Genomic DNA, 20927 nt, shown 5'->3' on the forward strand with positions numbered 1-20927 from the left:
GGCGGCGCGTGTCCGCTTGCTGCCGGCGCGGCTGGAAGCCTCGCATGTGCGTGTGCGCTCGTGTGTGTGCTCGCGTGAAGCGGGGGCGCGATGAGCGCGCGGGTGATCTCGTGCGGCATCGTGTTGCTTGATCCGGATGGCCGCGTGCTGCTCGCGCATGCCACCGAGACATCGCACTGGGATATTCCGAAAGGGCACGGCGAAGAAGGCGAGGCGCCGCATGTCACGGCGTTGCGCGAGATGGTCGAGGAGACCGGTATCGCCATCGAGCCCGCGCGTCTGAAAGACCTCGGTCTGTTCGTCTACCGGCGCGACAAGGATCTGCATCTGTTCGGCGCGCGCGCTACCGTCGACGAACTCGATCTGAGCGTATGCACCTGCACGTCGCTTTTTCCGCGCCGGTATGACGGCACGCTGATTCCGGAAATGGATGCCTACCGCTGGACCTCGCCGGACGAGGTCGACAAGTATGCGAGCCGCAGTCTCACGCGGCTCTTTCAGACCACGCTGTCACTCGCGGAACTGCACCGGTCGCTCTAGTGGCGAGGTTGGCGAGGCGGGCGAGTGCGCAGGCCGCCTGACGTTCAGTCGAGCGCGCGGTCGTTGGGATGCGCGAAGAGGGCGCGGTTCTGCTCCGACAGCGGAAAATTCAGATTGATACCGTGCGGCGGAATAGGTTGCGTGAACCACTGCTTGTACAGACGTTCCGCTTCGCCGGAAGTCTGACCGCGTGCGATCACCCCGTTCACAAGGCTGCGGAACGGTTCATCGCCCTTGCGGAACATGCACGCGTAAACTTCATAGCCAAGCGGCGTGCCGGTCACCACGAAGTCGTCCGGACGCGGGTCGGTCGCTTTGAAACCGTACACGATCGGCTCGTCCATCACGAAGGCCACGGCCCGATCGTCCTTGAGCGCGCCGAACGCCTCGGGATGATCCCGGGCACTGGTGATGCGCATGTTCAGATGCTTGTCGGTATTCAGGCGACGCAGCAGGCGCTCATCCGAGGTGCCCGCGGTCGTTACGACCGCCTTGCCGGCCAGATCCTGAAAATCCGTAATGCCGCTGTTTTTGCGCACGATCATGCGCACCGCGTACTGGAAGAAACTGTTGGAGAACGCAGCCAGATTTTCGCGTTCCACCGTATGCGTGGTCGACCCGCACTCCAGATCGATCTGGTTGTTGAGCAACATCGGCGTACGGTTCGACGAGGTCACGGTGATCTCGCGCACCTTCAGTTGCGGCATGCCGAGCGTCTTCTTGATCTCGTCCACGATCTGCAGCGCGATGGTCTGCGAGTAGCCGACCGTGCCTTTGCCGCCGAAATAGGAAAAGGGGATCGACGCTTCACGCACGCCGAGCACGACCACGCCATCATCGTGAATTTTCTTCAGCGTGCCGGTGAGTTCGTCCGCGTACGCGGAGCAGGTCAGCGACGCCGCGCCGAAGGCGGCCAGTGCCATGAGCGCGCGACGCGCACCACGAACGCAGCCGCGCGTGGCCTGCGCGGCGCCGCGCGTTGCACGCCACGCCGTGTCCTGCATGGGGTGCCGCGCTGTGTCCTTGATACTCGCCCTGTGGCGGGCTGAAACTTTCATCAGACCTCCGGGACTGGCGCTTGCGAACACCGCGTCGTCACTGTCGATGGAATAGGGATGCAACAAAACGGCGTGCATCCTTCTCACGAGACGCACGCCGTATTCAACGTTTACTGCGCAACAAAGCTCACGTTCAGCTTACGCCGGCTTGCCCCAACTATCGCGCAGGCTGACGATGCGATTGAATACGGGCTTACCCGGTTGCGAATCGACGCGGTCGGCAACGAAGTAGCCGTGGCGTTCGAACTGATAGCGCTGTTCCGGCAGCGCCTCGCGCGCGCCCGGCTCGAGGTAGGCGTTGACCACGCGCTTCGAATCCGGATTCAGCGCCTCGAGGAAATCGCGGCCGCCGGCGTCCGGTTGCGGCTCCTTGAACAGGCGGTCGTAGATGCGCACTTCGGCCGGGCACGCGGCTGCGGCGCTGACCCAGTGGATGTTGCCCTTGACCTTGTAGTTGTTCGCGCCTTCGGTGCCCGATTTGCTGTCCGGGAAGTAGTTGCAGTGGATCGCGACGATGTTGCCGTTTTCGTCCTTGTCCGCGCCGATGCATTCGATCACGTAGCCGTAGCGCAGGCGTACCTTGTTGCCTGGGAACAGACGGAAGTAGCCCTTGGGCGGCGTTTCGTTGTAGTCGTCGCGCTCGATCCACAGCTCGCGTGAAATCGGAAATTCGCGCACGCCCATTTCCGGATGATGCGGGTGGACCGGCGCATTGCACGGCTCGGTCACGCCCTCCGGGAAGTTGTCGATGATCAGCTTGACCGGGTCGAGCACGGCGGCCGTGCGCGGCGCCTTCGCGTCGAGATCGTCGCGCAGCGCGCCTTCGAACACGCTCATGTCGATCCACGAATCGACCTTGGTGATGCCGATACGCTCGCAGAACAACTGGATCGCTTCCGGCGTGAAGCCGCGCCGGCGCACGCCGACGATGGTCGGCATACGCGGATCGTCCCAGCCGTCCACGTGGCCTTCGGTCACGAGTTGCAGCAGCTTGCGCTTGCTGGTGATCGCGTAAGTCAGGTTCAGGCGCGAAAATTCGATCTGCTGCGGCAGCGGGCGCGTGAAAATGCCGGCCTCGGCAAGCTCGTTCAGAATCCAGTCGTACAGCGGACGGTGGTCTTCGAACTCCAGCGTGCACAGCGAATGCGTGATGTTTTCCAGCGCGTCCGAGATGCAGTGCGTGTAGTCGTACATGGGGTACACGCACCACTTGTCGCCGGTCCGGTAGTGATGCGCGAAACGGATCCGGTAAATGACCGGATCGCGCATATTGAAGTTCGGCGACGACATGTCGATCTTCGCGCGCAGCACGTGCTCGCCTTCCTTGAACTCACCGGCCTTCATGCGGCGGAACAGGTCGAGATTCTCCTGCACCGAACGTTCGCGAAAGCGCGAGGGCGTGCCGACTTCCGTGGCCGAGCCGCGGTTCGCGCGCATTTCTTCGGCCGACTGACTGTCCACATACGCCTTACCGCGTTCGATCAGCAGCTCGGCGAATTCGTACAGCTTGTCGTAGTAATCGCTCGCGTAGTAGAGCTGTTCCTTGCCGTCTTTTTCCCACTCGAAGCCGAGCCAGCGCACGGCGTCGATGATCGAGTCGACGTATTCGACGCTTTCCTTTTCCGGATTGGTGTCGTCGAAGCGCAAATGGCACACGCCGCCGTAGCTGCGCGCCACGCCGAAGTTCAGGCAGATGCTCTTGGCGTGACCGATATGCAGATAGCCGTTCGGCTCGGGCGGAAAGCGCGTTTCGACGCGCTGGCCCCACTTGCCGGTGCGGTTGTCTTCGTCAATGATGTTGCGGATGAAATTGGATGCCGCTGGCGCGTCGTTGCGTTCGGTATTCATGCGAGAAGGTGAAAGTCTGTCGAGGGCGCGCAATGCGTCCTCTTATCCGACAATTCTACCTGACGAGCCCCGTTGCGGCAGGCGAGTGCGGCATGCAGCCAACGTTTGAGCCGTTTTCGAGGCGGATTCGGGGCGCAGCCGGCGCTGTAACAGGAGGTAAATCGGTTTGTTGATGGGTTCGCCGCCGACTTAGGATGCGAGCGGCGCGGCCTCGTCCGCTCGCGTGCGGCATGCCTGCATTGGGCTTTCTGGCGCCGCACCCGGTCGCGAGCCTTCCATGCCCGGGCCGCACAGTCCCTTGTCGCCTTGCACGAAATCCTGCCGTTCGTGCACCATGGCGCCCTCAGTTGCCGGAGTTTCTCGGATGTCTGTCCCCACGCACGGCGCGCCTCGCGCGCCTTTCACCGCTCTTAATTTCGCCCGGCTCGTGACGGTGTCGGCCATGCTCGCCGCGTTTGCGGGCAGCGCGCTCGCGCCCGTGCCCGCTTTGGCGAAAACGCCGCCGCCCAAAGCCGTATTCGACGCGTCGGCCGTGGCCGTGCCGGACCGTTACAGCGCGGACACGGCGCAGCAGATTTTCGCCGCCGGCGGCAACGCGGTGGATGCCGCTGTCGCAATCGCGTTCACGCTGGCCGTGACCTGTCCGGACGCGGGCAATCTGGGCGGCGGCGGATTCATGACCGTGTTCATGGACGGCAAGCCGCACTTCCTCGACTACCGCGAGCGCGCGCCGCAACAGGCGACCCGCGACATGTACCTCGACGACAAGGGCAACCTGTTGCCGGGCATGAGCACTGTCGGCCATCGCGCGGTGGCCGTGCCGGGGACGGTCGAGGGCATGTGGGAGGCGCAGCAGCGTTTCGGCAAGCTGAAGTGGAAGCAGGTGCTGGCGCCGGCGATCCGCTATGCCACCGACGGCTTTCAGGTCGAGCCATGGTTGCAGCAGCGCCGCGACGCCGCGGCGAAGAACTTCGCCCGCAAGACCAATTTCGACGCGTACTTTTCCAGTCTCAAGGCGGGCGTGACGTACCGCCAGCCTGAACTCGCGCAGACGCTGTCGCGCCTTGCGAGCGACGGCGGGCGCGAATTCTACGAAGGCCGCACCGCGGATCTGATTGCCCAGCAGATGTACGGCCACGGTCTCGTCACGAAGCAGGACCTGATTCAATACAAAGCCGTGTGGCGTCAGCCGCTCACCGCCGACTGGAACGGCTACCAGGTCGTTACCGCGCCGCCGCCGAGTTCGGGCGGCGTCGGGCTGATCCAGATGCTGAAGATGAAAGCCGATCTGAAGCAGGCGTTCGACGGCCTCGAACTCAATTCCGTGCCGTATATCCATCTGATCGCGCAGATCGAAGACCGCGTGTTTGCTGATCGCCAGCAGTACCTGGGCGATCCGGATGCGTACAAGGTGCCGGTCGGCAAACTGACCGACGACGCCTACCTGGCGCAGCGCGCGGACGAAGTCAAACCCGACGAAGTGCCGGGCGCGGCGCCGGTCAAGCCAGGCCTCGGCGACGCGGCGCCGGAGAAGGCGCAGACCACGCATTTCTCGGTGGTCGACAAGTGGGGCAATGCCGTGTCGAACACGTACACGTTGAACGGTGACTTCGGTTCGGGCGTGGTGGTGGACGGCGGCGGCTTTCTGCTGAACGACGCCATGGATGACTTCGTCACCAGGCCGGCGAGCGCGAGCAGCGCGGAGGTCAATACGGTGGCGCCCGGACGCCGCCCGCTGTCGTCGATGACGCCGACCATTCTGCTGAAGGACAACAAGGTGTCGCTCGTGATCGGCACGCCAGGCGGCTCGCGCATCCTGACGTCGATATTCCAGGTAATGACCGACCTGTACGATTTCAATATGCCGCCCGCCGACGCGCTCGCCGCGATGCGTTTCCACCATCAGTTGCTGCCGCAGAAGACGATCTATTTCGAGCCGTATCATCCGGTCACGGGTGAACTGGCGGAGCAGTTGCAAGGCATGGGCTACACGCTCGAGGGGCAGTCGTTCAATGGCGACGTGCAGATGATCCGCATCGAGGGCGCCGCGCCTGAGCCGGCAGCGGATCCGCGCGGCGTGGGTGTGGCGCGCGTGATGCGTTGAAAGGGTGGCCGTGCCTACGACAACAAATTGCAAGTCACGACTAACTGCAGGTAACGACCAACGGGGAACGCGATGAGCGGACAAAAACAACTGAGCACACTCGTGCTGCCCGGCTATCAAGGCTCCGGCGCCGGCCACTGGCAGACACGTTGGGAAGCGCTGAATCCGGCATTCGTACGGATGCGGATGCCGGACTGGGACCACCCCGAACGCGACGCCTGGTGCCGCACGCTCGATGCCGCCGTAGCCGCCGCTGACGCACCGGTGGTGTTCGCCGCGCATAGCCTCGGCTGCCTGACGGTCGCCTTCTGGGCCTCGCAGTACGCGGGCGCCGCGCAGCTTGCGAAGGTGGCGGGCGCATTGCTGGTCGCTCCGCCCGATCCCGCCGAAGCGCATTTCCCGCAGGACGCGAGCGGATTCGCACCCGTGCCGCTCACGCGCCTGCCGTTTCCGTCCATTGTCGTGGCGAGCCGCGACGATCCCTATGGCGGCGTGCCGTTTTCACAGGCCTGTGCGAACGGTTGGGGCAGCCGTTGGATCGACATCGGTGCGCGCGGGCATATCAACGCGGACAGCGGGCTTGGTGATTGGGACGAAGGGCGCGAGTGGCTGGAGTCGTTCGGTACGTCAAACCGTCGCTGAGTAACGCTCGCGCTGAACGCGATCAACGTGCCACCGTGATCAACGCGATCAACGCGATCAACGCGCGACCAACGCGACCCCGTCGGATTCAAATCACCGACTGCCCCCGCAACGCCGCGATCCTCGCTTCGTCATAGCCGAGCACGTCACGCAAAATGCTCTCCGTGTGTTCCCCGAGCGTAGGCGGATGCGCAAGCGCTTCGGGCGGCGTGCCGGTCATATTGATCGGATTGCGCACCAGCTTGACCGTGCCGCCCGACGGATGCGGCAGATCCACCTGCATCCCGCGCGCTACCACCTGTTCGTTCTCGAAGACTTCACCGAGATCGTTGATCGGCCCACACGGCACGCCTGCGGCTTCGAGCGCGCTGATCCATTGCTGCTTGCCCTGGAGCCGGACCATCTCCGCGAGAATCGGCACGAGGATGTCGCGATTGCGCACCCGCGCCGGGTTGGTCGCGAATCGCTCGTCGTCGGCCAGTTCCGGACGGCCGCCCACTTCGACGAACTTGCGGAACTGCCCGTCGTTGCCGACCGCGACGATGATCCAGCCGTCGCTCGTCTGGAACGTCTGGTACGGCACGATGTTGGGATGCGCATTGCCCCAGCGCACCGGCGGCTGGCCGCTTGCCAGGTAGTTCGAATTCATATTGGCGAGCATCGCCACCTGCACGTCGAGCAGCGCCATGTCGATGTACTGGCCTTCGCCCGTCCGGTCGCGGTGGGTGAGGGCGGTGAGCACGGCAATGGTCGAGTACATGCCGGTCATGAGGTCGGCGATCGCGACGCCGGCCTTCTGCGGGCCGCCGCCCGGCTGGCCGTCGCGTTCGCCGGTAATGCTCATGAAGCCGCCAATGCCTTGCACGATAAAGTCGTAGCCGGCGCGCTGCGCATACGGCCCGGTCTGCCCGAAGCCTGTCACCGAGCAATAGATGAGGTCGGGCTTCACTTCCTTGAGCGATGCGTAGTCCAGACCGTATTTCTTCAACTGGCCGACCTTGTAGTTCTCAAGCACCACGTCGCTCTGCGCGGCCAGCTCGCGGATGATCCGCTGGCCTTCGGGCGAAGCGATGTCGACGGTGACCGAGCGCTTGTTGCGGTTCGCCGCGAGGTAATACGCGGCTTCGCGGGTGTCTTCGCCGTCAGGTGTCTTGAGGTACGGCGGCCCCCAATGGCGGGTGTCGTCGCCGACTTCGGGGCGTTCGATCTTGATCACGTCGGCGCCGAAATCGGCAAGAGTCTGCGCGCACCAGGGTCCGGCGAGCACGCGTGTGAGATCCAGCACGCGGATATGACTGAGAGCGCCCATATTCGTAGATGTCTCCTGTGTCGGCCAGCGCGCAGCGCGCCCTGGTTTCATGCACGTAGTTGCGAATCGCGAGGCGGCGCGCAAGGCGCCGCGAATGGAGGCAATCTTAAGCGATTCCGGCACGCGGGCGGAGTCGGCCGAACGTCATAAGACTAACGGCGCGCCCCATAATGTCCCACGCTGCCCGCTCAAACCTGGCCGAACGGCCGACCCTGCAGGGCGCGCTGCCGCGCACGGGCGCCGATCCCGTATAATCAGTCGTTTAAGAAACAAACAGTTGGCGCATCCCACGATGCCGCCGGTAACAGCCAGGGAACTGGCAAACCCGTCCCCCGCACGCTATGAAAGCCGCCGAAATCCGCGAGAAATTCCTCAAGTTCTTCGAATCGAAGGGCCATACGATCGTTCGCTCGTCGAGCCTTGTGCCCGGCAACGATCCGACACTGCTCTTCACCAATTCGGGAATGGTGCAGTTCAAAGATGTGTTCCTCGGCGCGGAGTCGCGTCCGTATTCCCGCGCCACGACCGCGCAGCGTAGCGTGCGCGCCGGCGGCAAGCACAACGATCTGGAAAACGTCGGCTATACCGCGCGTCACCACACGTTCTTCGAAATGCTGGGCAACTTCTCGTTCGGCGACTACTTCAAGCGCGACGCGATCCACTACGCGTGGGAACTGCTGACAGGTGTGTACCAGCTGCCGAAAGACAAGCTGTGGGTCACCGTCTATCACGAAGACGACGAAGCGCACGACATCTGGGCGAAAGAAGTGGGCGTGCCGGTCGAGCGCATCATCCGTATCGGCGACAACAAGGGTGCGCGCTACGCGTCGGACAACTTCTGGCAGATGGCCGACACCGGCCCGTGCGGCCCGTGCTCGGAAATTTTCTACGATCACGGCCCGGACGTGTGGGGCGGCCCCCCGGGGTCTCCTGAAGAAGACGGCGACCGCTACATCGAGATCTGGAATCTCGTGTTCATGCAGTTCAATCGCGACGCGCAAGGCAACATGACGCCGCTGCCCAAGCAGTGCGTCGACACCGGCATGGGCCTGGAGCGTATCGCCGCCGTTCTGCAGCACGTGCACAGCAACTATGAGATCGACCTGTTCCAGGCGCTCATCAAGGCTGCGGGCCGCGAAACCGGCGTGAGCGACCTGACCAACAACTCGCTGAAGGTGATTGCCGATCACATTCGCGCGTGCTCGTTCCTGATCGTCGACGGTGTGATTCCGGGCAACGAAGGCCGCGGCTACGTGCTGCGCCGGATCGTGCGCCGCGCGATCCGTCACGGCTACAAGCTGGGCAAGAAGGGCTCGTTCTTCCACCGCATGGTGGCGGACCTCGTCGCGCAAATGGGCGGTGCATATCCGGAATTGAAGGAAGCCGAGCAACGCGTGACCGACGTGCTGCGTCAGGAAGAAGAGCGCTTCTTTGAAACCATCGAACACGGCATGTCGATTCTCGAGAGCGCGTTGGCCGATCTGGACGCCAAGGGCGGTAAGACGCTCGACGGCGAACTCGCATTCAAGCTGCACGACACGTATGGTTTCCCGCTGGATCTGACGGCAGACGTGTGCCGCGAGCGCGAAGTCACGGTCGACGAAGCCGCGTTCGACGAAGCCATGGCGCGTCAGCGCGAACAGGCTCGCGCGGCCGGCAAGTTCAAGATGGCGCAAGGCCTCGAATACTCGGGCGCGAAGACCACGTTCCACGGCTACGAAGAAATCGTCTTCGACGACGCGAAGGTGATCGCGCTGTACGTGGACGGCGCTTCGGTGCAGGAAGTGAACCACGGCCAGCAGGCGGTGGTCGTGCTGGACCACACGCCGTTCTACGCGGAATCGGGCGGCCAGGTCGGCGACCAGGGCGTGCTGGCCAATGCGAGCGTGCGCTTCGCGGTGAGCGATACGCTGAAGGTGCAGGCCGACGTGGTCGGTCATCACGGCACGCTCGAGCAGGGCACGCTGAAGGTGGGCGACGTCGTCAAGGCGGAAATCGACGCGGTGCGCCGCGCCCGCACGGCTCGCAACCACTCGGCCACGCACTTGATGCACAAGGCGTTGCGCGAAGTGCTCGGCACGCACGTGCAACAGAAGGGCTCGCTCGTCGACGCGGACAAGACCCGTTTCGACTTCGCGCACAACGCGCCGATGACAGACGAGCAGATCCGCCGCGTCGAGGAAATCGTCAATGCCGAAGTGCTGGCGAACGCGCCGGGCATCGTGCAGGTCATGCCGTTCGACGAAGCCGTGAAGGGCGGTGCGATGGCGCTGTTCGGCGAAAAGTACGGCGACGAAGTGCGCGTGCTCGACCTGGGTTTTTCGCGTGAATTGTGCGGCGGTACGCACGTGCATCGCACCGGCGACATCGGCCTCTTCAAGATCGTGATGGAAGGCGGCGTGGCGGCGGGCATCCGTCGCGTGGAAGCGATTACGGGCGACAACGCCGTGCGCTTCGTGCAGGATCTCGACGCGCGCATCAATGCGGCCGCTGCCGTGCTGAAGGCGCAACCGTCGGAATTGACGCAGCGTATCGTCCAGGTGCAGGACCAGGTGAAGTCGCTGGAAAAGGAACTGAGCGCGCTGAAGTCGAAAATGGCGTCGAGCCAGGGCGACGAACTGGCCGGTCAGGCGATCGAAGTCGGCGGCGTGCACGTGCTGGCGGCTACGCTCGAAGGCGCGGACGTGAAGACGCTGCGCGAAACCGTCGACAAGCTGAAGGACAAGCTGAAGAGCGCGGCGATCGTGCTGGCATCGGTCGAAGGCGGCAAGGTGAGCCTGATCGCCGGTGTCACGGCGGACGCCAGCAAGAAGGTCAAGGCAGGCGAACTGGTGAACTTCGTCGCGCAGCAAGTCGGCGGCAAGGGTGGTGGCCGTCCGGACATGGCCCAGGCGGGCGGCACCGAGCCGGCGAATCTGCCGGCGGCACTGGCCGGCGTCAAGGGCTGGGTCGAAGGCCAGCTCTGATTCGAGCATGATTGGGCCACACCGCGCGCCGCAGTTTGGGCGTGCCGTGTGGCCTGAGTTTTTTAGGTCTGTCACGCCAGTTTGTTCATTGGCGTGGCGCCCCGCCTCGCGAGGATTCCCTCGTAGTTCACCTTCGCACAATTGATCTCATGCCGCGCCGCGCAGGCATAATCGCAACCGCAACCGCAACCGCAACCGCAACCGCAACCGCAACCGCAACCGCAACCGCAACCGCAACCGCAACCGCAACCGCAACCGCAACCGCAACCGCAACCGCAACCGCAACCGCAACCGCAACCGCAACCGCAACCGCAACCGCAACCGCAACCGCAACCGCAACCGCAACCGCAACCGCAACCGCAACCTCAGCCACAGCCACAGCCACAGCGGCAAGATCAGGAAGCACCTTCCGCCGCAGTTGCTGGCTCAGGCAAATTCGCGACACTTTCCCGAGTCACCATTGCCTGCTTGAGCGCGTTCAGTGCGGACGAAAAATGCCCGCGCCGCCACACGAGCAATGTCTCGATCTCGCCGATATCCGGTAGCTCATGCACCGCGATATTGCTGGCGTCAGCCTGCAAATCCAGCACCGATCGTGGCGCGACCGCCACTCCCGCGCCGGCGGCCACGCAAGCCACGATCGCGTGGTAGGAGCCCAACTCCAGCACGCGCGCGGGCCTCACGCCGTGTTCCAGATACCACTTCTCGATGTAGGCCCGGTAAGCGCAACCGCGCTCGAACGCGATCAGCGTTGACAGCGCAATGTCCCGTACGTCGTGGATCGGCCGATGCCCGCGGGGCGTCAGCATCACCAGCTCCTCCCTGAACACAGGCACCGACTCGAATAATTCGCCGAGCGCGGCGGGGTCCAACGGCGTTGCCACCAACGCCGCATCCACTTCGAATTCGCGCACCCGCTCGATCAGCTTGCCGGTCGTGCCGGTTTCCAGTTCCAGTGCAACTGCGGGCCACCGCTGGTGGTAATGCGCGAGCAACGCGGGAAGACGCGTTGCCGCGACGCTTTCCATCGTGCCCAAACGCAGGCGCCCGCTCGGACGATCCTCGCGCACCGCGTGACGCGCCTCGTCGGCGAGCGCGAGCAGTCGTTCGGCATATGGCAGCAGCGTCTCGCCGGCCGGCGTCAGCACGAGACGGCGGCCGTCGCGGATAAACAGGTCGGTGCCCAGTTGCTCTTCAAGCTGCTTGATGCGCGTGGTGACGTTCGATTGCACGCGGTTGAGCTTGGCAGCGGCGCGCGTCACGCCGTTTTCCCGCACGACGGCGCGAAAAATGGTCAGGGCGGCCAGATCCATGATTCTCTCCTGGCGATTGGTGATATCCGAATTATTCATTTTTCGTGATCGAAAGGTCAAGCTATCATGAATTCAGCCATTCCGATCCTGCTAACGGCATCTATCACCGCCCGCTCATGAACGAATTCGCCTCCATTGCGCGCGGCAGCCTAGCCGGGCACCACGCCGCCCGCCGCGCCGCGCTTGCCTGCATGGTCACACTGGCCGTTGCGCTCGGCATCGGCCGATTTGCGTTCACGCCGCTCTTGCCTCTGATGCTGCACGGCGGCGCATTTGGCCAGCCGCAGATCGACATTCAGCATGGTGGGTGGCTTGCGTCGTTCAATTACGCGGGCTATTTCGTCGGCGCGGTCAGTTGCGCCGCGCTGCGGATCGAGCCGGCGCGCATGGTGCGCGCGGGGCTTGCCGCGACGGTGCTGCTGACGCTGGCGATGGGCGTGACGAGTCAGTTCTGGGTATGGGCGGCGGTACGCTTCGTCGCCGGCGCGGTCAGTGCGATGACGTTCGTTTTCGCGTCGCAGTGGGGCTTGCGGCGGCTTGCCGAACTCGGTGCGCCGGAGTGGGGCGGGGTGATCTATACGGGGCCGGGTGTGGGTATCGTCGGAACGGGTCTGCTGGTCACGGTGGCGGATGGGTACGGGCCCTCGACGGGGTGGCTCGGTTTTGGGCTTGTCGCCGCAGTTCTGGCGATTGTGGTTTGGCCGGTTTTCACCGCTCGCGGGAATGAGCGGGGTGTTCGAGTGGCGGGCGGCGGTGCCGCGCCTGCCTATGCCGCCGCGGCAGGCTCGGGCACGACGAGCGTGGGCGCGACAAGCGCGGGCACGACAGGCGCGGGCACGACAGGCGCGGGCGCGACGAGCGCGGGCGCGACAGGCGCGGGCACGACAAGCGCGGGCACGACGAACGCGGGCACGACAAGCGCGGGCACGACAAGCGCGGGCACGACAGGCGCGGGCTCGACAAGCACGGGCACTACAAGCGCCACCACTGGCAGCGCCGCCACAGATCGCGCCCCCGCAGCCCACGCCGCTACCGCCTCCGCCACTACGACTCCCGCCACTCCGACCCCCGCCACTAAGACCCACACCGCCCACACCACCACCCGCCCCGCCGACGCCTTCTGGCTCATCCTCCTCTACGGCATCCCCGGCTTCGGCTACATCATCACCGCGACTTTCCTGCCGGTGATCGCGCGTCACGCGTTGCCCGGTTCGTCCTGGCCCGACCTGTTCTGGCCGATGTTCGGCGCGGCGCTGATCGTCGGCGCACTGCTGGCCGCGCGTTTGCCGGTGCATTGGGACAATCGCAAGCTGCTGGCCGGCTGTTACGTGCTGCAGGCGTGCGGCATCGCGCTCGGTATCGTCTGGCCGACAGCAGGCGGCTTCTCATTCGGCAGCATCCTGATCGGCTTGCCGTTTACCGCGATCACCCTGTTCGCGATGCGCGAGGCGAGGCGTCTGCGTGGCGACGACGCTGCCGCGCTGATGGGTTATGCGACGGCGGCCTATGGTGTCGGTCAGATCGTCGGCCCGCTGGTCGCGGCGCCGATTGCCGCACAGAGCGGGTCGTTTTCGCCGGCGCTGTGGCTGGCGGCGACCGCGTTGCTGGTGGGCGCGGCCGGGCTGATCGTCGTCGCGCGCATGACTCGTGGCCGTGGCCGCATGCCCGATTGCGGCTGCAACTGAGCGCGTATCGACGCGACCGCCCCCGCCGGCCCGCAACCGGAAAACAAATAACCGAAGGGCGCACTAAAATGACCGCTTTCCCGTCATCTCAGCGCGCCTGTCGCCGGGCGCGCCGCCAGCCATGCAACATTTCGCGTCCGACAACTACGCCGGCATCTGCCCCGAAGCGCTCGAAGCGCTGATCGCCGCCAACAACAGCGGCCACGAGCCGGCCTACGGCGACGACTCCTGGACCAACCAGGTATGCGACCGTCTGCGTGAGCTGTTCCAGACCGACTGCGAAGTGTTCTTCGTATTCAACGGCACGGCCGCCAATTCGCTGGCGCTCGCGTCGCTATGCCAGTCGTACCATTCGGTGATCTGCCACGAACTCGCGCATATCGAAACCGACGAATGCGGCGGACCGGAGTTCTTCTCGGGCGGCTCGAAACTGCTGACGGCGCCGGGCGTCGGCGGCAAACTCACGCCGGACGCGATCGAAGCGGTGGTCACACGCCGTGCCGACATCCACTACCCGAAACCGAAAGTCGTCACGCTGACTCAATCGACGGAAGTCGGCACGGTCTACAGCGTCGAGGAAGTGCGGGCGATCGCGGCGATCGCCAAACGGCGTCATCTGAAAGTGCATATGGACGGCGCGCGTTTCGCCAACGCGGTCGCCGCGCTGGACGTGCATCCATCGGAGATCACGTGGCGCGCGGGCGTGGACGTGCTGTGTTTCGGCGGCACCAAGAACGGCTTGCCGGTCGGTGAAGCAGTGGTGTTCTTCGACCGCGCGCTCGCCGACGATTTCGCCTACCGCCTGAAACAGGCGGGCCAACTGGCTTCGAAGATGCGCTTTATTTCCGCGCCGTGGCTGGGTCTGCTCGATAACGACGTCTGGTTGCGCAACGCGCGTCACGCGAATGCGATGGCGCAACTGCTGCAAACGCGGTTGCAGGAAATTCCGGGCGTGAGCATCATGTTCCCCAGAGAATCGAACGCGGTCTTTGCGCAGTTGCCCACGCAAGCCGCCAAGGCCATGCGCGCGCGCGGCTGGAAGTTCTACGAGTTCATCGGCGCGGGCGGTTGCCGGCTGATGTGCGCGTGGGATACGCAGCCGGAAACGGTCGAACGGTTCGCCGCCGAGGTGCGGGAGTTGTGCGCGGCGTGACCCGAACGCCATTCCCCAGAAGTCAGACACAATCACACAAAACAAACGGGACGTCTCTCTCACGCCATGACCGAATACCGATTCTGCCCACGCTGTTCCACGCCGCTGATCGAGCGCGCCGATGAAGCGCATGAAGGCGGGCGCATCCGCCAGACCTGTCCCGATACCGAGTGCGGCTACGTCCATTGGAACAACCCGCTGCCCGTGGTGGCGGCGATCGTCGAATACGAAGGCAAGATTCTGCTGGCGCGCAATGCCGCGTGGCAGGAAGGCGTATTCGCGCTGATTACGGGCTTCCTCGAAAACGGCGAGACGCCGGAAGAGGGGATTGCCCGGGAAGTCCTCGAGGAAACTTCGTTGCACGCGGAGACGGTCGAGCTGATCGGCGTGTATGAATTCATCCGCAAGAACGAGCTGATCATCGCGTACCACGTGAAGGCATACGGCACGGTTGCGCTCTCGCCGGAATTGCTCGAATACCGGCTGGTCGAGCCGGCCAGGTTGCGGCCGTGGCGCGCGGGCACCGGCCAGGCGCTCGGCGAGTGGATGCGGCGGCGCGGCTTGCCGTTCGAGTTTGTCGAAAGGCCCGGGCAGTAACAGACCAGGCAGCAGGTAAACGAGCTCGCGCTCAGGGAGGAGCACGGCATGGCCTATATTTTCTATCTGACCCATATCCATCTCGGCTACGACGCGCTGTCGCAGTTGCCGTCGGAATGCGGACGCGTCGGCATCAAGCGGCCGCTGATCATCACGGACAAGGGCGTGGTCGCAGCCGGCCTCGCGCAGCGCGCGCTCGACGCGCTGAAGTTCGGCGACGTCCCGGTCTTCGACGACACGCCGTCGAACCCGACCGAGGCGATGGTGCTCGCGGCCGCTCAGATGTACCGTGACGAAGGCTGCGACGGCCTGATCGCGGTGGGCGGAGGATCGTCCATCGATCTGGCCAAGGGCGTAGCGATCGCCGCCACGCATCCAGGCGCGCTGACGCAATACGCGACCATTGAAGGCGGCAGCCCGAAGATCACGGCCGCGGTCGCGCCGCTGATCGCGGTTCCCACCACGGCGGGCACGGGCAGCGAAGTCGCGCGCGGTGCAATCGTGATCCTGAACGATGGCCGCAAGCTCGGCTTTCATTCGTGGCATCTGCTGCCCAAGTCGGCGTTGTGCGATCCGGCGCTCACGCTCGGCCTGCCGCCGGGGTTGACGGCGGCCACCGGCATGGACGCGGTTGCGCACTGCATCGAAACTTTTCTCGCGCCGGCCTTCAATCCTCCCGCGGACGGCATCGCGCTGGACGGCTTGGAGCGCGCCTGGGCCAACATCGAACGCGCGACGGCGGACGGCAGCGATCGCGACGCGCGCCTGAACATGATGAGCGCTTCGATGCAAGGCGCCATGGCCTTCCAGAAAGGGCTGGGCTGCGTGCACTCGTTGTCGCATCCGCTGGGCGGCCTGACGGTGAACGGGCGCACGTCGCTGCATCACGGCACGCTGAACGCGGTTGTGCTGCCCGCCGTGCTGCGTTTCAACGAGACGGCGGACAGCGTGGTGGCCGAGCGCCGCTATGCAAGAATGCGCCGCGTGATGAATTTGCCGGAGAATGCCGATCTCGCCCAGGCGCTGTTCGACATGACCGCGCGGCTCGGTTTACCGACCGGCCTCGGGCAAATGGGCGTCGACGAAAGCATGTTCGACAAGGTGATTCAGGGTGCGCTCGCCGACCACTGTCACCGCACGAATCCGCGCGAAGCGACGGCCGACGACTACCGCCGCATGCTGAGCGAATCGCTCTGAAAAAAACAATCGCCGCGCACCGCGCACGACAACGCTAAAGATACTCACGCCAGCATGAACAAACCCGTACCCGCCGCGCGCATCGCCTACCGGCATTTCCTGCCGATCACCACGCGCTGGATGGACAACGACGTCTATGGCCATGTCAACAACGTCGTCTACTACAGCTACTTCGACACGGTGGTGAACGAGTATCTGATCCGCACCGGCGTGCTCGATTTCGAGCATGGCGCGACGATCGGGCTGGTGGTCGAGACGCACTGCAATTACTTCGCGCCGCTGGTGTTTCCCGAGCGGATCGAAGCGGGCCTGCGGGTGGTGCGGCTCGGTACGTCGAGCGTGCGCTACGAAGTGGGGCTTTTCAAGGAGGGCGAAGATCAACCCGCCGCGCAAGGACACTTCGTGCATGTGTATGTGGATCGCGTCACACGGCGTCCGGTGAGCTTGCCCGCCGAATTGCGCGCGGCGCTCGAACCGCTGTGCGTCGCTGGGCAGGCGGAATAGGCGCGTGCAGTCGTTCGTCATCAATCTGCTCAACGGTGTCAGTTACGGCCTGTTGCTGTTCATGCTGTCGGCAGGCTTGACGCTGATTTTCAGCATGCTCGGCGTGCTGAATTTCGCGCACGCGGGCTTTTACATGCTGGGCGCGTACGTCGGTTTTTCGGTGGCGGCGCGCGCGGGATTCTGGGGCGCGCTGGTGATCGCGCCGCTGGTCGTCGGGCTGATCGGCGCGGGCCTTGAGCGTTGGCTGTTGCGGCGCGTGCGCGTGCATGGACATCTCGCGGAATTGCTGCTGACGTTCGGCGCCGCGTATCTGCTCGGCGAACTGGTCAAGCTCGGCTGGGGCTTGAGCCCGCTTTCCGCGACGGTGCCGGCCGTGCTCGACGGGCCGCTCTTCACGGTCTACGGCGCGGCGTTCGCGCGCTATCGGGCGTTCATGATGGCGGTATCGCTCGCCATGCTGGGCGTGCTCTACGCGGTGTTGCGCGTGTCGAAGGCGGGGCTGATCGTGCGCGCCGCGCTCACGCACGCGAGCGCCGTCGAAGCGCTCGGCCACAACGTGCCGCGCGTGTTCACCGGCGTGTTCGCGGCCGGCACGGCGCTCGCCGCGTTGGCCGGCGTGATCGGCGCGCCGCTCTTCGTGATCGAACCGGGCATGGCGGAGTCGCTTGGCTCGATCGTGTTCGTGGTGGTCGTGATCGGCGGACTGGGCTCGCTGAGCGGGGCGCTGGCGGCGTCGCTGCTGGTGGGCTGCGTGCAGACGCTGGCCGTGGCGAGCAATGTGTCGCTGGGCGACGTGCTGTCGCTATTCGACGCATCGCTGCCGGCGCAATGGGACGCGCTGACGCTCGCGCAACTCGCGCCGCTGATTCCGTATCTGCTGCTGGTCGCGATGCTGGCGCTGCGCCCGCGCGGCCTCTTCGGGCGGCGTGACGACCGTGCGTGACCCAGGCGCATCGTCCGCGCTGTCCGCGACCGCGCCGCGTGCGGTGTGGCGCGTGCTCGCGCCGTGGCTCGTGCTTATCCTGTTCCTCACCGTGCCGCCTTTTGTCTGGCCGCAAAGCTGGCTGCTCGCCTATCTCGCGCAGACCGCGACGATGATCGTGTTCGCGCTTTCCTACAATCTGCTGCTCGGCGAGACGGGACTGCTGTCATTCGGTCATGCCGCTTATTCCGGCCTTGGCGCACTCCTCGCCGCGCAGGTGTTCAACCGGATCGGCGTGCCGCTCGTGCTGTTGCCGTTGGTCGGCGGCATCGGCGGCGCGCTGTGCGGTGCGTTGTTCGGTTTCGTCTCGACGCGGCGTGCCGGCACGGCCTTCGCGATGATCACGCTCGGTCTCGGCGAACTCGTGGCAGCCACCGCATGGACGCTGCCCGACTGGTTCGGCGGCGAGGCGGGCGTGGCGATCGATCGCGCGAGCGGAGCGCCGTGGGGAAGCTGGAGCTTCGGTCCGGCGCGCGAGGCGTATGCGCTGATCGTCGTGTGGTGTCTGCTCGCGAGCGGGGCGATGTTCGCGCTCTCGCGCACGCCCTTCATGCGCGTTGCCAATGCGGTGCGCGACAACCCGGTGCGGGCGGCGGCGATCGGCTGTTATCCGCGCCGCATCCGTTACGGCGTGGTGGTGGTGTCGGCGTTTTTCGCGGGTATCTCGGGAACCTTGGCGCTGATCAACGTGGAACTGGTGTCGACGGAAAGCGTCGGCATGATGCGCTCGGGCGCAGTGTTGATCGCCACGGTGATCGGCGGCACGGCGGTGTTTTTCGGTCCGGTCGCGGGCGCGGTCGTTCTGACGTTTTTCAGTGTCGCGGTGGCGAGCGTCACGCGCGCATGGCTGTTCTATCTGGGACTCTTCTTCATCGTGGTGGTGGTGATTTCGCCCGACGGACTCGCGGGTTTCGTGCAGCGGCATGCCGCGCGTGTAGCCACGCACGGCTGGCAGCGATGCCGCGCAGCTTACCTGTGGGGCACGGCGGCCGCACTGCTGTGGGCGGCGGCCGTCGTGCTCGCGGTGCAATGGGCGTACGCCGTGCAATTCGGATTGGACGACGGCGGGGTCTTTAGCGGCACCGGTGGCGCCGGCGGCACGGGCGCGCTGGTCTGGCTGGGCGCGTCGCCGCTCACGCTCGGCGCCGCGCTCATCATGCTGGCCGCGCTCGGCGGAGTCGCGGCGCATTACGCGATTCGCGCGCAGGCGCGCCTCGCAGCCACGCTTTCGAGCGCCACGCACACCGACGGAGACGCGCGATGATCCCGGCGCTCGCGCTCTACGGGATCGAAAAACGTTTCGGCGCTACGCAGATTCTGCGCGGCGTCGATCTCGCGGTTCAGCCCGGCGAACGCCACGCGTTGATTGGTCCGAATGGCGCGGGTAAGTCGACACTCTTCAATCTGATCGCCGGCGGCGCGCGGCCGAACGCCGGGCGCATCGATCTGTTCGGCGCCGAGATTACGCGCCTTGCGCCGGCCGCGATCACGCGCCGCGGACTTGCGCGCAGCTTCCAGAACACCAGCGTGTTCACGCGGCTCAGCGTGTTCGACAACCTGCGCTGCGCGGCGCTGCTGGCGGAGCGCGACCGCACGCGCTGGTGGCAGCGTTTCAGCGGATCGCGCACGGTCGACGCGCGCGCGGCACAGGTGCTCGACGCGGTTGGCCTGAGTGCGCGCCGCCACGCTCAGGCGGGTACGCTCAGCTATGCCGAGCAACGCGCGCTCGATCTCGGCATCGCGCTCGCGGGCGGCGCGCATACCTTGCTGCTCGACGAACCGACGGCGGGCATGAATCGCGCGGAGGCGGCGCATGCCATCGAACTGATTCGCGAGACCACGGCGGGCCGCACGCTGCTGATGGTCGAGCACGACATGGACGCAGTGTTCGCGATCGCCGATCGCATTTCTGTCCTCGTGCAAGGGCGCATTATCGCAAGCGGCACACCGGCGGCGATCCGCGCGGATGCGGCGGTACGTGCCGCGTATCTCGGCGAAGGGTTCGGGACATGAGCGCCTTGCTCGACATTCGCGGACTCAGTGCGTGGTACGGCGCGAGCCAGGCGTTGCACGGCGTGACGCTGCGCATCGAGGCGGGCGAAGTGCTGGCGCTGGTCGGCCGCAACGGCTCGGGCCGGTCGACACTCGCGCGCGCGATCATGGGCCTCGTGCGCAGCGAAGGCGAACTGCGTTTTGCGGGCCGCTCGCTCGGCGGTCTGCGCACCTTCGAAATCGCGCGTCTCGGGCTGGGTTATGTGCCCGAACATCGCGACGTCTTTCCGACGCTAAGCGTGCACGAGAATCTTCAACTCGGCGTTGCGCCACGCGAGCGCGGCCGCGCGCCGCGCTTCACTTTCGACGACGCCTATGCGCTTTTTCCCGTGCTGCGCGAGCGCAAGCGCACGCGCGCGGGGGCGCTGTCGGGCGGCGAGCAGCAGATGCTGACGCTCGCGCGGGCACTGCTCGGCGATCCCGATCTGCTCGTGATCGACGAACCGGGCGAGGGTCTCGCGCGTCTCGTGATGGAGCAGGTCGCCGGATGTTTGCGGGCGCTGCGCGATCGCGGTGTGGCGATGCTGCTGATCGAACAGCGGCTCGTGATCGCACAGAACATCGCAAGCCGCGTCGCGGTGATGGGGCATGGCGAAGTGGTGTTCGACGATGCGCTCGCGTCGTTCGTGCAAAGGACTGACGTGATGCGGGAATGGCTCGGCGTTGGTTGATCGAGGCGCTGACTCGCCGTGTTTTATTGCAGCGCCGCATGGTGAAGGATGATCGTTTTGCTGTGCTGCTGAATGCCTCGCGCGTCGGTTGGCGAGCGCATTGCGTGCGCGGCGCGGCAATCGCGCCGGACATGCCGTTTGAATCTCATTTGCCAGTGCGCCGCTCAGGCCGCGCGCATGCGGCTTTCCGATGACGCGTCACGCCGATTCAAACGCTTGATCGTTTGGTGAGCGTCCTCCAGAAATCTTGTCGGCAGCGCGCTGACAAATAAAGACAATCGGGTAAAAGACGCGCGACGGCGGCTT

At 65.2% G+C, this 20927-nt stretch carries 19 protein-coding genes; 14 read left to right on the top strand and 5 right to left on the bottom strand.

Annotation, left to right across the window (positions count from 1 at the left end; all coding sequences use genetic code 11):
* Positions 1 to 90: 90 nt before the first annotated feature.
* On the top strand, positions 91 to 540 hold the full coding sequence (locus tag BLW71_RS00905) for an NUDIX hydrolase (protein WP_091792631.1): 450 nt from the start codon (positions 91 to 93) through the stop codon (positions 538 to 540).
* A gap of 44 nt (positions 541 to 584) precedes the next feature.
* Here the strand turns inward: BLW71_RS00905 and BLW71_RS00910 are convergent, their stop codons facing one another.
* From BLW71_RS00910 to BLW71_RS41490, 3 genes are all read right to left on the bottom strand, one after another.
* Positions 585 to 1598, bottom strand: a complete 1014-nt coding sequence (locus tag BLW71_RS00910; protein ID WP_502686811.1) for a transporter substrate-binding domain-containing protein — start codon at positions 1596 to 1598, stop codon at positions 585 to 587.
* Positions 1599 to 1736: 138 nt separating this feature from the next.
* Positions 1737 to 3446 (bottom strand): glutamine--tRNA ligase/YqeY domain fusion protein, encoded by a 1710-nt coding sequence (locus BLW71_RS00915; RefSeq protein WP_091792632.1) that lies wholly within the window; start codon positions 3444 to 3446, stop codon positions 1737 to 1739.
* A 189-nt stretch (positions 3447 to 3635) separates the two neighbouring features.
* Entirely contained in the window at positions 3636 to 3782 is a 147-nt protein-coding gene (locus BLW71_RS41490) for a hypothetical protein (protein WP_177204942.1), read from the bottom strand.
* A gap of 28 nt (positions 3783 to 3810) precedes the next feature.
* On the opposite strand from BLW71_RS41490, the gene ggt reads away from it, so the two are divergent.
* Positions 3811 to 5550, top strand: coding sequence for a gamma-glutamyltransferase (gene ggt, locus BLW71_RS00920; protein ID WP_091792633.1), 1740 nt, complete (start codon positions 3811 to 3813; stop codon positions 5548 to 5550).
* A 72-nt stretch (positions 5551 to 5622) separates the two neighbouring features.
* Positions 5623 to 6192, top strand: a complete 570-nt coding sequence (locus BLW71_RS00925; protein ID WP_091792634.1) for an RBBP9/YdeN family alpha/beta hydrolase — start codon at positions 5623 to 5625, stop codon at positions 6190 to 6192.
* An 88-nt stretch (positions 6193 to 6280) separates the two neighbouring features.
* On the opposite strand, the gene BLW71_RS00930 is transcribed toward BLW71_RS00925, so the two are convergent.
* Positions 6281 to 7501 carry a CaiB/BaiF CoA transferase family protein gene (locus tag BLW71_RS00930; protein WP_091792635.1) on the bottom strand — a complete coding sequence of 407 codons (1221 nt, stop codon included), beginning with the start codon at positions 7499 to 7501 and terminating at the stop codon, positions 6281 to 6283.
* Between the two features lie 341 nt (positions 7502 to 7842).
* Here BLW71_RS00930 and alaS point away from each other — a divergent pair, with 341 nt between their 5' ends.
* Positions 7843 to 10467, top strand: a complete 2625-nt coding sequence (gene alaS, locus BLW71_RS00935; RefSeq protein ID WP_091792636.1) for an alanine--tRNA ligase — start codon at positions 7843 to 7845, stop codon at positions 10465 to 10467.
* A gap of 395 nt (positions 10468 to 10862) precedes the next feature.
* Here alaS and BLW71_RS00945 read toward each other — a convergent pair whose 3' ends face one another.
* Positions 10863 to 11780 carry a LysR family transcriptional regulator gene (locus tag BLW71_RS00945; RefSeq protein WP_091792637.1) on the bottom strand — a complete coding sequence of 306 codons (918 nt, stop codon included), beginning with the start codon at positions 11778 to 11780 and terminating at the stop codon, positions 10863 to 10865.
* A 116-nt stretch (positions 11781 to 11896) separates the two neighbouring features.
* Between BLW71_RS00945 and BLW71_RS00950 the strand changes: the two genes are divergently transcribed.
* The 10 genes from BLW71_RS00950 (at position 11897) to BLW71_RS40660 (ending at position 20815) form a co-directional block, all read left to right on the top strand.
* Complete coding sequence (locus BLW71_RS00950) at positions 11897 to 13465, top strand: YbfB/YjiJ family MFS transporter (protein WP_091800202.1); 1569 nt, start codon at positions 11897 to 11899, stop codon at positions 13463 to 13465.
* 121 nt (positions 13466 to 13586) lie between these two features.
* Positions 13587 to 14618 (top strand): threonine aldolase family protein, encoded by a 1032-nt coding sequence (locus tag BLW71_RS00955; RefSeq protein ID WP_091792638.1) that lies wholly within the window; start codon positions 13587 to 13589, stop codon positions 14616 to 14618.
* 66 nt (positions 14619 to 14684) lie between these two features.
* Positions 14685 to 15215 carry an NUDIX domain-containing protein gene (locus BLW71_RS00960; RefSeq protein WP_091792639.1) on the top strand — a complete coding sequence of 177 codons (531 nt, stop codon included), beginning with the start codon at positions 14685 to 14687 and terminating at the stop codon, positions 15213 to 15215.
* A gap of 48 nt (positions 15216 to 15263) precedes the next feature.
* The gene (gbd, locus tag BLW71_RS00965; RefSeq protein WP_091792640.1) at positions 15264 to 16412 is read left to right on the top strand and encodes a 4-hydroxybutyrate dehydrogenase; all 1149 of its coding nucleotides are present in this window, start codon (positions 15264 to 15266) and stop codon (positions 16410 to 16412) included.
* 54 nt (positions 16413 to 16466) lie between these two features.
* Entirely contained in the window at positions 16467 to 16916 is a 450-nt protein-coding gene (locus BLW71_RS00970) for an acyl-CoA thioesterase (RefSeq protein WP_091792641.1), read from the top strand.
* Positions 16917 to 16920: 4 nt separating this feature from the next.
* Positions 16921 to 17859: a branched-chain amino acid ABC transporter permease gene (locus tag BLW71_RS00975; protein ID WP_091792642.1), complete on the top strand. Its 939-nt coding sequence runs from the start codon at positions 16921 to 16923 to the stop codon at positions 17857 to 17859.
* Positions 17852 to 19162, top strand: coding sequence for a branched-chain amino acid ABC transporter permease (locus BLW71_RS00980; protein ID WP_091800205.1), 1311 nt, complete (start codon positions 17852 to 17854; stop codon positions 19160 to 19162). The genes BLW71_RS00975 and BLW71_RS00980 overlap by 8 nt, the downstream gene beginning before the upstream one ends.
* On the top strand, positions 19159 to 19911 hold the full coding sequence (locus BLW71_RS00985; protein ID WP_091792643.1) for an ABC transporter ATP-binding protein: 753 nt from the start codon (positions 19159 to 19161) through the stop codon (positions 19909 to 19911). The genes BLW71_RS00980 and BLW71_RS00985 overlap by 4 nt, the downstream gene beginning before the upstream one ends.
* A complete protein-coding gene (locus tag BLW71_RS00990) occupies positions 19908 to 20621 on the top strand; it encodes an ABC transporter ATP-binding protein (protein ID WP_091792644.1) in 714 nt (237 codons plus the stop codon). Before BLW71_RS00985 ends, BLW71_RS00990 begins: the two co-directional genes overlap by 4 nt.
* Entirely contained in the window at positions 20618 to 20815 is a 198-nt protein-coding gene (locus tag BLW71_RS40660; protein WP_143048271.1) for a hypothetical protein, read from the top strand. Before BLW71_RS00990 ends, BLW71_RS40660 begins: the two co-directional genes overlap by 4 nt.
* Positions 20816 to 20927 lie beyond the last annotated feature (112 nt).

This window comes from Burkholderia sp. WP9, from assembly GCF_900104795.1.
Lineage (GTDB): Bacteria > Pseudomonadota > Gammaproteobacteria > Burkholderiales > Burkholderiaceae > Paraburkholderia.